This is a genomic window from Bacillus sp. FSL R9-9530 (genome assembly GCF_038008145.1).
GTDB classification, from domain to species: Bacteria; Bacillota; Bacilli; order Bacillales; family Bacillaceae_G; genus Bacillus_A; species Bacillus_A mycoides.
Map to the genome: position 1 here is coordinate 2,569,200 of NZ_JBBOYO010000001.1, position 14,549 is coordinate 2,583,748.

Consider the following 14,549-nt stretch of genomic DNA (forward strand, 5'->3'; position numbering starts at 1 on the left):
ATACTTACAACAAAAAATGTAATAAAAAGGCAGTGTAACTTTTCGTTACACTGCCTTCCTGTAATAAAATACAGGTAAATCTATTCTAATTATAGTTTCAATCGTTTGAATTCACATATAACCTTATGCGAAATTTATTTTACTTTTACTTGAGCTAGCACAGATTTAAACGTATTAATAACTGTATCTACTTCTTCATAACTAATTGTAAGGGATGGTTCAATACGAATTGTTTTTGAGTTAATTAATGTTCCCGCAACAAGAATACCTTGATCAAACATCGCCTTTGACACTTCATAACCAATCTCGTCTTTATTGAATTCAATCCCAATCATTAAACCTTGACCACGAATTTCAAAGATTTTATCTTCGTGCCCTTCTGCAGCTTGTTTCAATCCATTTAAGAAATACTCCCCAACTTCCATAGCTCGTTCCGGTAATTTCTCTTCCAATAAAACATGGATTGTTGCAATTGCAGCAGCACATGCAAGTGGATTTCCTCCAAATGTTGTTGTGTGCATAAATGGATTTTCAAACCAACTTTTGAATACTGTTTCTTTCGCAACAATAGCTCCCGCTGGCATTACACCTCCACCAAACGCCTTCGCAAGACAAATAATATCCGGCACGACATCATATAATTCTGCAGCAAACATTTTCCCTGTACGTCCCATTCCAGTTTGTACTTCATCAAAGATAAGGAGTGATCCAAACTCATCACAAAGCTCTCGTACTTGTTTCAAATAATTTTCTGGAGGTAAAATAATACCGCCCTCTCCTTGAATTGGTTCTAAAATAACTGCTGCAACATCTTCTCCCACTAATGCACATGTCTCAAATGTTTTTCTCATCATATCAATATCGCCAAACGGAACATGACGGAAACCCGGAATTAATGGTAAAAATGGCTTACGGAACATTCCTTTTGCCGTCCCAGATAAAGCACCAAGGCTCTTACCATGGAAAGCACGCGTTGTAGCAATGAAAGTTGTTCGTTCACTATACATTTTTGCTAGTTTTAATGCTGCCTCTACGCTTTCTGTTCCACTATTTGTGAAGAAGGCATATTTCAAATCACCAGGTGTAATATCCGCTAAAATCTTTGCAAGCATTGCTCGAAGTGGATCTAGTAAGTCCTGACTGTGCAATGCTTGACGCTTTAATTGATCCGTTACAGCTTTTACCACTTTCGGATTACGGTGACCAACATTATAAATTCCAAATCCACCTAAACAGTCAATATACTTTTTACCATTAATATCCATGAAGCAAGATCCTTCATCTGACCATTCTACTGCTGCAAATTGTCCATCTTTTGTTACTGTTTTTCTATAAGCAAGAAAACCAGGGTTTACATGCTCTCTAAATCCATCTACTGTTTCTTTTTGAATCCAGTTTGCCTCTTCTTCAGTAACCTTTTCTTTTTCAATTAACTGTAGTACTTTCGTAATATACTCATTTACATTTGATTCTTTCTCATTCAATTTATTTTTCACGTTCGTTTCCATCTAATTCACCTCTACATTTTTTTTATTTGCAAACCAACCAATAGGTTCTACTTCTAGATTTATATTAATCTGCTTAATCTCTTGAAATTCTTCTAAACCAAACGTTCCTAGACTACGACCTATACCACTTTGCTTATATCCGCCCCAAGGCGCCTCATTGTATGTTGGATGATAGCTATTAATCCACGTAATTCCTGCGCGAAGTTTGCGAATCACACGCATTGCTTTTGCACCATCGACTGTAAATACTCCTCCAGCCAAACCATAGTCTGTACCATTTGCCAACTCAATTGCTTCCTGTTCGTCTTTAAACTTTTGAATTACTACAACAGGACCGAAGATTTCTTCCTGGACAATGCGCATATCAGGTTTTACATTGACAAAGACTGTTGGTTCAATAAAGAAACCATCACCTTTTCCATCCTCCATTATTCGTCTACCTCCGCAAGCAACGTTTGCACCTTCGTCTTTCCCAATTTCAATATAGCGTAATACTTTTTCCATATGTTCTTGACTTACAAGTGGCCCCATTTCTGATTCTGGATTATCACCAGGTCCAACGTTAATTTGCTGTGCTCGCTCTACAAAACTATTAACAAATTTATCATAAATCTTTTCTTCGACAAGGATTCTTGATCCTGCTGAACATACTTGTCCGCTACCTGCATAAATACCGAATAGAGCATAATCAATAGCGGTCTCAAAATCTGCATCTGCAAAAATAATATTTGGAGATTTCCCTCCAAGTTCTAACGAAATCTTTTTCATATTATCTGCCGCTGTTCTCATAATGTGCTTACCTGTTTTTGTTCCACCTGTAAAGGAAATCATATCCACTTTATTACTCGCTGCAATTTCATTTCCTACTATTGGACCGGCCCCCATTACCATATTGGCAACACCTTTTGGTATCCCTACTTTTTCAAGGATTTCGAATAGCTTTGTTGCAGTGATTGGTGTCACTTCAGAAGGTTTAAACACAATTGTATTTCCAGCTGCTAAAGCAGGTGCAATTTTCCATACACTCATCAATAGCGGATAATTCCATGGAACAATTAATCCACAAACACCGACTGGCTCTCTTACAACCATCGCTTGCATCGGATCGGCTACATGATATGTTTGACCATCTGGCTTTGTAATCAATCCGGCATAATAGCGAAAACAAGCCGCTGCATCTCCAATATCTCCTTCTGCCTCACGGTACGTTTTTCCATTATCCATTGTTTCAAGGTATACTAATTCTTCCATATTTTTATCAATTTCATCTGCTATTTTAAATAAATATGATGCCCTTTCAGCAGTCGATGTCTCTGACCAAATTCCGCTATCAAAAGCCGTTCTTGCCACTTCTATCGCGTATTTTGCATCCTCAATCGTCCCCTCAGGTGCATATGCTATACCCTTGCCATTCGCAGGGTTAATAATCGTTCTTTTTTCTTGATCACTAGAGTCTCTCCATTCACCGTTTACATACATTTTTAAATCTAGCACTATATTGAATCCTCCTTTATCGATCGTTTATATATTTATAAGCAATTTCCATGCCAATATTTAAAATTCAAAAGAATCATACATAAAGTGAAACTTTAATTAGCCCTCACCAATCGGGCGTTTACGAACAGCAGGGCTTCCACCTAACTTCTTTGCTCCACCTGAATTTTGAGGTGGGAGTTTTACTGCCCACAAATATCGGGATAAACTGACTATTTTCTTAAAAACAACAAACATTTTATGCATTTCCGCATACACTATTCCATTTTGCATAAAGTGAAACTTTAATCATTTCCGCTACCGCCTTCACCACTCGGGACTTGAATCCCAGAGAATATGTACATGCTGAGCGCACACAAAAAGGAGAAGTCTATGTGACCTTCTCCTTTTTTAGGAATATGAGATGATATCAGCCGCTATCTCTTTTTCACTAACAATCTTTTGATATTTACGACTCACTGAAGATTGGCTGATTCCAAGAGCTTTTGCAGCCTTAGTCGTTGTTTTATACTGCTTCATTGCAAGCAAAATCAATTGTTCTTCTACAGAATGTAGTGCTTCTTGTAATGGTAATACTCTTGTAATAACTGGTTTTGATTTATTAAAGTCATAACCGGGTGTTAAAAACTTACTAACAAACTCCGCTTCAATTACTGGATCGTCTGCTGATACTACTAAACGTTCAATCATATTTTGTAATTCACGGACATTTCCTGGCCATGAATAGAACTCTAGTAAATTAAGTGCATCTGGAGTTAAATGATAATTTTTATTATATTTTTCATTTAACTGTTGTAAGAAATGAAAGGCAAGTACCGGAACATCTTCCATTCGCTCTCGTAAAGAAGGAACTCGCAGTGGAATTACATTGAGGCGATAAAATAAATCTTCACGGAATGTTCCAGATTCGACCATCTTTTCAAGGCTCTTATTTGTGGCAGCAATAATTTGTACATTTATTTTCATAGGTGTTGTACTTCCAATAGGAATTACTTCTTGTTCCTGCAGGACTCTAAGCAATTTTACTTGCAAATGTAAAGGCATTTCTCCAATTTCATCTAAAAATAAAATACCTTGATCAGCTCGCTTAAAATATCCTTCTTTTCCATTTTTATCGGCTCCTGTAAAAGCACCTTTCGTATAACCAAATAGTTCACTTTCTAGCAAAGTTTCTGGAATTGCACCACAATTTAATTTTAAAAATGGCTTTGAAGATCGGTTTCCAAGTTGATGAATTGCCTGAGCAATTACTTCTTTTCCGACGCCAGATTCTCCAGAAATAAGAACATTGGAAGAAAAATCTGCTATTTTTTTAGCTTGGTTAATAATTTGCTCCATTTTCGGACTACAGTAAATAAGCTTCTTAAGAAAACGATCTTTATTTTTAAAGTCATCTAACTCTTTCTTATATTGCTCTGATATCTTCTTTATTTCATGTAATTCCGTCTTCAATCTCGTTGCTTCGGTAATATCCCTGGAGGCAATAATAATACGATGAAGCTCTCCGTTTTCATTAAATACAGGGTTTCCAACTGCTAATATTTTTCTTCCGCTTTTTGTTTCTTGTACAACTGATACCTTTTTTTGTTTTTCCAACACTAATCGCGTAACCGATGGACTAAATAATCCTTTCTTTTCTAGGTCTAAAAGATTTTTTCCTAACAAGTCCTTCAAATTACTCCCCCAAAAATCATTGATAACAGTTTCACTATAACGAATTAATTCCCCTTTATGATTAACAACTAATATTTCATCATAAATGCTAGACAAAATTGCATGTAAATCTTTATTTAAATCCTTTATATATTCAATTTCCATCGCCATGTCCTCGACCATCGGCAAATCTTGCACAATAATAACCATTCCTTCAATACTTTGATCAAAGTTTGGAATCGGACTATAGTCAACTAATACACCCATCTCATTTGTGATTTGTAATTGATTCAAGATCGTTTTTCCCTTTGTAAATACGTTATTAATGTGTTCTCCATTAAAAATCAGTTCTGCTGGTACATTCATAACTTTTTCAGGAGTCGATTTAATCATCTTCAAACCAGATTCATTACAATTTACAATTTTCTTTTCTCGATCTACTACAAAAATCCCCATTGGAATAGACGTTAAAATAATTTTCAATATATCAACACTCTGATTTTCTTGTTTAAATAGTTCTGCAAAAACATCCTCTCTTCTTATATATCCTGTTAGCTCATCCACTTCATTTTTTACTATGGCAATCGGCGCTCCAATAATTTGAAAAAGAGCTGTTAAAGAAATATCTTTACTAAGATGACATATTGTATCTAGTGAAACAGCATTTGAAAGTAATAGCTTAGAAGTTAATTCCTTACTATTTGATAGCAGATCCTTCACATGAACGTATGCAAATAATCTCTCTCCTCTTTTTAAAAATAGAAACGATTCTTTTATATTTTTAACATCTATATTCCATTCCTTTTCAGATTGATCGATAGGTAGAGAAACTATGGGTCTAATTTTTGTATGAGCGATGGAAAACATTCTGCTATTCCTCCTTTGAACTATTTAATTTGTATTGTATCATTAAATACAGATTTTTTTAATTAATCTGAAAATAAAACATTTCTTTCTTTATTTAATAAAAAAAGGAAGATGAGTGCCTCCATCTTCCTCATAGTTCTATCATTAATCACTACCACTAACGAAAAGATCTTCTTGAATATAAGCTAATACCATACCTGGAATTACTTTATCTCCCGCTTCTACTTCTAAAGATTGAACTTCTCCACTACATCCCATCTTAATTACTTCCAGTTTACCATTCATATCTTTAATAGCGAATAATGGCTCCCATTCATAAATTCGAGAATCCTTATCGATAGACACTTTTTCAATTATTCCATAACACGGACTCGTAATAATATCATAATACATAATCAATCATCCCTTTCTTTTATTCTATTAATATTGTTCTTCTAACCTTTGTGACTGAAGAATCATATAGAAAAAGCTTTGAAACTCTTCTATGTCCTCTACCTCAATGCCTAGCCTTGTTGCCCAATATTGTTCCTCTCCAATATCTTCTTGGCTTAATAAAACCATTCTCCCATTTTGAATTGAGGTAACCATTGCTTTTCCAAGAAACTGTTGCGAATACGTAACAGCTATATCGTAACGATGACTATTCGACACAATACAGTAATAACCGATTTGTTGTCTCTCCACTTCTTCTAATAAAATATCCAGTTTCATTTTAGCCCTCCCTTTAGGTTAAAAATGCAACCAACCTCTTAGGCGCGATGCTTCTACAATCTTGCGAACCCCTTCCATATAGGCAGCAATTTTCATATTTACTCCATAGCGTTTAGAAGTATCAAGTACGTTAGAAAAACTAGATGTAATTTTCTCCTTTAAACATTGATCAACATATTGCTCCGTCCAGTAATATCCTTGGTTATTTTGACACCATTCAAAATATGAAACAATCACGCCACCAGAGTTTGCTAAAATATCTGGAACAACCAAAATTCCCTTTTCTTCTAACATGGTTATCGCCTCTTTTGTTGTTGGTCCATTTGCAGCCTCAATGATAATCTTACATCCAAGCTTTCCTGCATTATGTTTTGTAATGACTCCTCCAATTGCCGCCGGAATGAGTACATCACATTCTTTTTCTAACAACTCCTGATTAGAAATTGTTTTACTAAAGAGATTCGATACTACACCGAAAGAATCTCTGTTTTCTAGTAAATAAGGAACATCTAGACCGTCTGGATTATAAATTCCTCCTATAGCATCTGATACCCCGACTATTTTCACACCAATATCATATAAATATTTTGCCAAATAACCTCCAACATTCCCAAATCCTTGAATAATAACTCCCATATTTTGTAGCGGAATTTGTTTTAACTCACTTACTAACTGAAGTGTATACAATACACCTTTAGACGTTGCTGTTTCCCGCCCTTGTGATCCTCCTAGCATTAATGGCTTCCCGGTTATAAATCCTGGAGAGTCAAACTCCCTGATATGGTCATATTCATCTAGCATCCAAGCCATAATTTGCGCATTTGTATACATATCAGGTGCTGGAATATCTTTCGTCGGCCCCACAATTTGACTTACTGCTCTTACATACCCACGACTCAGTAACTCTAGTTCTCTAAAACTCAACTCCTGTGGATTACAAATAATCCCGCCCTTTGCGCCTCCATATGGCAGTCCTGTCACTCCACATTTCAAGCTCATCCAGCCAGCAAGTGCTTTTACTTCTTCTGCCGTAACATCTGGATGAAATCTAATACCACCTTTTGTTGGCCCTGCTGCGTCGTTATGCTGAGCGCGATACCCTTGAAATACCTTTGTTGTTCCATCATCCATTCGAACAGGAATGCTTACTTCTAAAAAACGCATTGGTTTTTTCAGAAATTCGAATACTTCTTCTGGATAACTTAAAAAATGAAGCGCCTCTTTTAATATAGCTTGAAATTCCTCTAAAGGATTTTCAACTTCAACTGTATTTGTATGTTTTTCTGATTGAATCGGCACGATAACACCCCTCTTTATACTTTTACTAATTGTACAAAGCAATAATCGTGCCAAGTGAAAATACTACGTTAATCATATCGTGTCATCCCCTTTACTTATGAATCTTTGAGTGACTTATGCAATGCTGCATGATTATCAAATATAAAAAGAAAAAGACATCGGAACTTATCCGATGCCTTTTTCTTTTTATATTTCCTGTGCTTCTTCAAAATGCATTTGCGGAGGAGCTGAACGGAACATATTTGTAACATATAGAAGGTACCCAATTCCAATAGCAGCCCAGCAAAGTCCCAAAATAAGTGAATGGATATTGAGATTAAACCATAGTACGGCTACAGTAGCAGCACCCAAAATAGGCATAACTAAGTAATTTAAGAAATCTTTTATCGTCTTATATCTTTTTTGCTTGATTATATAGTAAGAAATTACAGACAAATTAACAAATGTAAATGCAATAAGCGCTCCAAAGTTAATAAGAGATGCTGCTGTTTCTAAATCAATGAATATAGCGAAGAGCGAAATAATTCCTACAAAAATAATATTATATACTGGGGTTCTCCAGCGAGGATGGATGTATCCGAATATTTTCTTCGGAATTACATTATCTCGCCCCATTACGTATAATAATCGAGATACACTTGTATGAGAAGCTAAACCGGACGCAAGTGTCCCCATAAGGGTTCCTACTAAAAAGAAAGCTTGAAATAATTTCCCGCCAACATATAGTGCAATTTCTGGAGATGCTGATTCTTGATTTTTAAATACAGATGTATCTGGAAACATAGATTGTGTAAAATACGTTGTAGTAATGAATAAAACTCCGCCGATTAAAGCAGTAAGAAAAATAGCTCGAGGAATTGTTTTCTTCGCGTTTGGTGTCTCTTCTGAAAATGTAGTTACTGCATCAAAACCTAAAAACGAGAAACAAAGAATTGTCGCACCTGCAACTAACGGTGATATTTGTATATCTGATTGAAAAAACGGCTGAATGGAAAAAACTTCTCCTGTTCCCTCTCCCGCTAATAAGCCTTTTATAACTAGAAAAACAAATACGGCCATTACTAACACTTGAAATATTACTAAGAACGTATTGAAATTAGCAGTAACATTTACGCTAATCATATTTATTAATGTAACCAGGAGAACAAAGCCAATGACCCATACCCAACTAGGAACACTTGGGAAAAATGCTGACATATAAATTCTCGTTAATAGTGCGTTCACCATTGGTAGAAACAAATAATCCAATAACGCGGACCATCCAACAAGAAACCCAAGCCTTGCACTAATTGTCTTCTGTGTATACGTATAAGCAGATCCTGCGGTAGGAAAAGCCTTTACCATTTTGCCGTAGCTTGCAGCGGTAAACAACATCCCCGCTAATGCAATAAGATAAGCTCCTGGAACATGACCACCCGTTTTTTCAGAAACGATTCCAAATGTATCAAACCCAACCATCGGTGTCATATACCCGACCCCTAGCATAACAATTGACCAAAGCCCTAATGAACGTTTTAAACCAACTACTTTCCCCACCTATCATTCCTCCTACGTTCTCTATCTAATTTCCATTTAAAAATCGACAATCAAAAGGAAGCGTTTTCAAATAACTATATATCACACCGAGTATTACCTCCCTTTTTGTTACTTTTTAAATATTCATGCAATTTTCAAGCCAAAATTTCTAGCATTTGAAAATTCAATACTAGAAAGAACGTATAGGTGGAGTTGGTCCTCATTTCTTCTCATTTTTTATTCATTTTGACATAAGTTATTCAATCTCTCATACGACTAAATATGAAAAATACAACTTTAATCCTTGTTTTTTCATTCCCACTTCCTCAAAAATTGGGCTTTTACAAGATTAAAATATTCCCATGAAATAATAACATTATGTAAACTATTCATAGCAAAAAAGCTGTCTTTTCTATAAAGACAGCTTTTTCTATAACACTATATTAAAAATTGAATACGAAGTCATCGTCTGCTAACTTTTCAACATTCGTTGCTTTTACGTAACCATTTCCTTTTACAGAGAAGAAGTCATGGTTTTTCGTATCTGTACGTAAACCATTTAAAACGATTGGGTTAATTTCTTCTTCCTCAAACTTCGGCTCAAGTCCTAAGTTCATAAGTCCTTTATTCGCATTGTAACGAACGAAACGATTTACATCCTCTACAAGACCGATAGAAGTGTAAATTTCTTCTGTATATGCCAATTCAATTTCATACAGTTCCATTAATAACTCTTGCGTTTCCGTTTGTACTTCTTGTTGCTCTTCTGCAGAAAGTTCTGTGAAGATTTGTTGTGCTAAAATACCAACGAATACGCCGTGAATTGACTCGTCACGAATTATTAAGTTAATAATCTCACCACTTGCCGTCAATTTACCTTGACCCGCTAAGTAAAGTGGATAGAAGAATCCACTATAGAATAAGTAACTTTCTAAGAACACACTTGCTACCATTGCCATGTATAACTCTTTTTTCGTTACTTCAGGCTTTAATAAGCGACGATAGTAACTAGTAACAATACCAGCTTTTTTCTCAAGTAATGGATGGTTATCTACCCATTCAAAAATATCATCAATTTCTTCTTCAGTAGCTAACGTTGTGAAAATATGGCTGTAACTCTTCGCATGTACTTCTTCCATAGCGCCCATGAAAGCTAATACACTTTTCGCTTGTAAATTTTCAAGATGAACAAGTACAAGTGGCATCCCTTCGCCACCTTGTTTCGTATCTAAAAGTGTTAAACCACCTAATACACGCTTATAAGCAATTTGCTCTTCTTTTGATAATTGTGCCCAAGTATTTTTGTCAGAAGACACTGCGATTTCTTCTTCTGTCCAAAACTGAGCGATGTTTTGCTTCCAAAACATTAAACTAAAATCATCTTCTTTTTTGTTCCAGTTTACCGCACGCATTAAATCGCCCCTTCTCTAAATAAACATAAAAAATTGATAACTAAGCATGAGCAGGGTTCAGAAAAACCCTGCTCATAATGTCTCACTTTTTATATTAAACGGTACAAGCCACGCACTCTTCCACGCTTAATTTACGTGTTCTCGTATAATAAAGACTCTTCAAGCCTTTTTTATGTGCATAAATGTAGTAACGTGCTAACTCACGTGTTGAAATATCACTATTAACATAAAGAATTGTACTAATTCCTTGGTCAATATGTTCTTGAACTTCTGCGATTAAATCAATTAATTTAAACTGATTCATATCATAAGAAGATTTATAGTACCAGAACGTATCTTTTGATAAATACGGCATTGGATAATATGTTGTCGCATTCGCATACGTTCTTGATTCAATTTGACTTACGATTGGCATTACGCTTGAAGTTGCATTTTGAACGTAACTGATCGATTGTGTCGGAGCGATTGCAAGACGATATGAGTTGTATAAACCATTCTTCTGTACTTGCTCTTTTAAACTTGTCCAATCTTCTTTTGTTGGAATATGAATTCCTTCAAATAATTGCTGAATTTTTTCAGTTACTGGGCTGTAATCTGTCGTTTCATACTTTTCAAAGTATGTGCCGTTTGCATAATCAGACTTATCGAAGTCTTTAAATGTTTCGCCTTTTTCTTTAGCGATCTCCATACTTTTCTCAATCGAGTAGTAATTTAACATCATAAAGAATGTACGAGCGAATTCTTTCGCTTCAGCACTTTCATAAGCGATTTTATTTTTTGCTAAATATCCATGTAAGTTCATTGCTCCAAGTCCAACTGAATGAAGCTCATCATTTGCTTTTTTCACAGTTGGGGCATTCGGAATGATCGTCATATCAGAAACAGCTGTTAAAGCTTCCATTCCCGCATGAACTGCTTCACGAATTTCTTTATTTTCCATTACGTTTACGATATTTAACGATCCTAAGTTACAGTTAATATCACGGCGGATAATGTCTTCTGTACCGTAATCATTTATTTCAGAAGTTTCTTGTAGCTGGAAGATTTCTGTACATAAGTTCGACATCTTCACAGTTCCAATATCCTTCAGTGGATGCTGGTTATTTGCATTTGATTTAAACATTAAGTATGGGTAACCAGACTCAAGCTGAATCATAGCAATTTTAATAAGCATATCACGCGCACTAATATCTAGTGGCTTCTTCTTCACTTTCGGATTGCTCATTAATTCATCGTACATTTCGTCGATATCTATATCATCTAAATGTTTTCCGTACTCTTTAAATACTGTATAAGGCGCGAAAACATGGAAAGGTTCGTTTTTCTCAGCAAGCTCAAAGAACTTACTTGGAACGATAATTCCGATTGATAGAGACTGAATACGGCTCTTCTCATCGGCATTTATTTTTTTGGTATCAAGGAATTCAATAATATCCCAATGGAAAATGTTTAAGTATACTGCACCTGCACCTTTTCGTTGCATATTGTTACTCCATATCGTCAAAACGTATGGGGGATAGTCATTTCTGCTATCCTCTCTATATCGCTATAGAGTTCAGACCATATCTTCTTCTCGCCAAATTCTTCATTTAACCATTTATCATATGTTTGATGCACATGAATATGGCATAAACTATAATAAATGTATACACCCTTTGAATTTGGTTGTTTTGAGAAGCCAGGTTCGAGCTACTTAGTCACCTACATAGCCACTTGGTCGTTGAACCTTCTCCTTATCTAATAAATTTAGGAGCTCGGCTGCTGATTTCCTGCAATCTTGGATTTTCAGGGTTCGCTACGTAATTTCTTCGTAGTATCCTACCTTGATATACTCAGGCGTTCCAGCAATTGACCTGGTTTTATAGTTGAGCCATAAAGTTAACCCAACTGATTCGCATACGAAAACGAATCTTCAAGTAATTTCATAACAGGTACTACACCACTTGCGGCGTTATCAATACCTTTAATTTGCTCACCACGTGCACGTAGCTTAGATAAGTTTAAAGCTACTCCACCACCGATTTTCGATAATTGCATTGCAGTATTAATGTTAAAGCCGATTGAATTTAAGCTATCATCCATCTCTAACAAGAAACAAGACACCATTTCTCCTCTTCTGCTTCGTCCCGCATTTAAAAAGGTTGGTGTCGCTGGTTGGTAGTTTTGTTTTACAATCATGCTTGCGAAGTGTTTTGCCTTCGCAACATCACCGCGTCCTAAGTATAATGACACAATTGCTACACGATCTTCATAGCTTTCTAAGTATTGTTTTTGATCATTCGTTTTTAACGCATAATCTTTATAGAACTTAGATGCTGCCATATAAGATTGGAACTCGAAGTTTTCACCATAAGCGATGTTATAAACTCCTTCTACTTCCTCCAAGCTATACTCGTCCAGAACGTTGTAATAGTAATCATGTTCTTTCATATACTCCATTCGCTCTGCCACGCTATTAAAATGAACGGTATTCTCTCTAGCTTCTTCCATAAAGACTTCTAATGCCTCTTTATCTTTATGAAGCTGATAAAAACCGTCCTGCATTTGCGTGATTTCATTATTCAGTTCAATGTGTCGCAATCTCCCGCACCCTTTCTTTAAAATATTCTACATCATTATTTGTTCCAGATAACTCAAATTTTGATACAATAGGCACTTCATATTTAGTAGAGATTTTGTCAGCACTTGCACCAAACATGTCTCCCCAATTACGATTGCCACTTGCAGATACGCCTTTTAATTTTTCATTATTGCGTTCTAAAAAGTCTAAAACACGTTCCGGTACATTTCCAAAACCTGTTGTATACGTAATAAGAATAAAGTCTTCATCTAATACTAGAGCTTCATCAATTTGAACGGCCGGCATATTTAATTTGTGAATGAAACGCTTCACGTTTCCTGTCATAGAATCATATGCAACTAACATTTCCGACCCTCCCTCTCCAATCTATATTCTCTGTATGTCGTTTCTTGATTTCTCTATATATTGTATTACGTTTCAAAATAAGACACAAGATATATGTATAAATTCTTTCTTTTTTTAAATTTTACTTTTCGACATGACCGTCGATTTTTTTCAATACAAAGACTATGAAACAACATTCTAAAACTCATGTCAATAAAGTGCTTTTCGAAAAAGTTGTCAACGAATTTAACCTTATTTTTAAAAAAGTTACCAATATTTTTTGTCATAAAACAGTAAATGCTGGAGTAATATATTTCTCCAGCATCACGCAAAAAAGAACAGATATTAAACGATAATCTGTTCTAACAAACGATTACATTTATCAATTTTACTTTATTAAATATTATACATATTCTTTCGTTCCTCGTTACATACTAAAAGATAACTATTATAGAAAAAGATTATTATTATGGAACTTCAATTTATTTATGAAAAAAATTATTCAGGGTGCTCAATACGCAAGATATCTCTTACAAATATATGATGTGGATTCTCATCTTTATCGAGCATTGTACATATAGGAGCTTCTTCATCAAAGTATACGATCATTCCTTCTACGTACTGATATGTATGTTGAACTTGTACCGTTACTTTAATTTCTACTGCTTGTTCATACGCCCTTTTTATTTTCTGAAGCATTTTTGCTGAACATTTTCGTTTCTCTGGATACATAACCATTCCCATAAACCTATTCCCAGCTCTATCTTTCCACATATAATCCCAATGTGGCAATATACCTTGTTTAAAATCCCCCATAATTCTCCTCTCCTTTATCTTCTATTTATGAACGTGGTGTTTCTGAATATGTATAAATTACCTGTCCACCGCGCTGTGCGTTCCCGATAATATGTTTAAAATCTTCTCGATTCACAACAACTTCTCTGAACGTATAAAATACATCTTTCTTCGCAACATACTCCTTTATTTCATCATTTTTCAGCTGATCCAAAATTGTATTTGCTAATTGTTTATCCATGTATTTCACCTCTCTGCAATATTTTATTCTATCGCATCTTCTATAGGTCCACAACGGTAAAATTATCCCGTTACTATTATGTAATTCACTTTCATTATTTTTATATCTATATCACTTTATTATATTCGCACTAAATATCATATACTAAC

General features: G+C 35.2%; 12 protein-coding genes and 2 pseudogenes. All 14 read right to left on the reverse strand.

Going from position 1 to position 14,549, the window contains the following annotated elements; genetic code table 11:
• Nucleotides 1–134 precede the first annotated feature (134 nt).
• The 14 genes and pseudogenes from MKX66_RS12855 to MKX66_RS12920 all read right to left on the reverse strand — a co-directional run bounded on the left by MKX66_RS12855 (nt 135) and on the right by MKX66_RS12920 (nt 14,400).
• Complete coding sequence (locus MKX66_RS12855) at nt 135–1,508, reverse strand: putrescine aminotransferase (RefSeq protein ID WP_341086320.1); 1,374 nt, start codon at nt 1,506–1,508, stop codon at nt 135–137.
• Nucleotides 1,509–3,002: an aldehyde dehydrogenase family protein gene (locus MKX66_RS12860; protein WP_033708916.1), complete on the reverse strand. Its 1,494-nt coding sequence runs from the start codon at nt 3,000–3,002 to the stop codon at nt 1,509–1,511.
• A 99-nt stretch (nt 3,003–3,101) separates the two neighbouring features.
• Complete coding sequence (locus MKX66_RS12865; RefSeq protein ID WP_002011500.1) at nt 3,102–3,275, reverse strand: hypothetical protein; 174 nt, start codon at nt 3,273–3,275, stop codon at nt 3,102–3,104.
• Nucleotides 3,276–3,392: 117 nt separating this feature from the next.
• Nucleotides 3,393–5,522 carry a sigma 54-interacting transcriptional regulator gene (locus MKX66_RS12870; RefSeq protein WP_002030578.1) on the reverse strand — a complete coding sequence of 710 codons (2,130 nt, stop codon included), beginning with the start codon at nt 5,520–5,522 and terminating at the stop codon, nt 3,393–3,395.
• A 144-nt stretch (nt 5,523–5,666) separates the two neighbouring features.
• A complete protein-coding gene (locus MKX66_RS12875; protein ID WP_002011502.1) occupies nt 5,667–5,915 on the reverse strand; it encodes a hypothetical protein in 249 nt (82 codons plus the stop codon).
• A gap of 27 nt (nt 5,916–5,942) precedes the next feature.
• The gene (locus tag MKX66_RS12880) at nt 5,943–6,233 is read right to left on the reverse strand and encodes an SAV0927 family protein (protein WP_000762559.1); all 291 of its coding nucleotides are present in this window, start codon (nt 6,231–6,233) and stop codon (nt 5,943–5,945) included.
• A gap of 18 nt (nt 6,234–6,251) precedes the next feature.
• Nucleotides 6,252–7,532 carry a Glu/Leu/Phe/Val family dehydrogenase gene (locus MKX66_RS12885; protein WP_002030573.1) on the reverse strand — a complete coding sequence of 427 codons (1,281 nt, stop codon included), beginning with the start codon at nt 7,530–7,532 and terminating at the stop codon, nt 6,252–6,254.
• 186 nt (nt 7,533–7,718) lie between these two features.
• On the reverse strand, nt 7,719–9,068 hold the full coding sequence (locus MKX66_RS12890) for an APC family permease (protein ID WP_002140942.1): 1,350 nt from the start codon (nt 9,066–9,068) through the stop codon (nt 7,719–7,721).
• Between the two features lie 422 nt (nt 9,069–9,490).
• Nucleotides 9,491–10,459, reverse strand: coding sequence for a class 1b ribonucleoside-diphosphate reductase subunit beta (gene nrdF, locus MKX66_RS12895; protein ID WP_002011508.1), 969 nt, complete (start codon nt 10,457–10,459; stop codon nt 9,491–9,493).
• Nucleotides 10,460–10,553: 94 nt separating this feature from the next.
• Nucleotides 10,554–11,939 (reverse strand): annotated as a pseudogene (locus MKX66_RS12900) (ribonucleoside-diphosphate reductase subunit alpha); the annotation flags it as partial.
• Nucleotides 11,940–12,340: 401 nt separating this feature from the next.
• A pseudogene (locus MKX66_RS12905) lies at nt 12,341–13,039 on the reverse strand (ribonucleotide reductase N-terminal alpha domain-containing protein); the annotation flags it as partial.
• On the reverse strand, nt 13,026–13,385 hold the full coding sequence (nrdI, locus tag MKX66_RS12910; protein ID WP_000959445.1) for a class Ib ribonucleoside-diphosphate reductase assembly flavoprotein NrdI: 360 nt from the start codon (nt 13,383–13,385) through the stop codon (nt 13,026–13,028). The gene nrdI and the pseudogene MKX66_RS12905, both read right to left, overlap by 14 nt.
• 477 nt (nt 13,386–13,862) lie before the next feature.
• Nucleotides 13,863–14,180: a hypothetical protein gene (locus tag MKX66_RS12915; protein WP_002030565.1), complete on the reverse strand. Its 318-nt coding sequence runs from the start codon at nt 14,178–14,180 to the stop codon at nt 13,863–13,865.
• Between the two features lie 25 nt (nt 14,181–14,205).
• On the reverse strand, nt 14,206–14,400 hold the full coding sequence (locus tag MKX66_RS12920) for a hypothetical protein (RefSeq protein WP_002030563.1): 195 nt from the start codon (nt 14,398–14,400) through the stop codon (nt 14,206–14,208).
• Between the last annotated feature and the right edge of the window lie 149 nt (nt 14,401–14,549).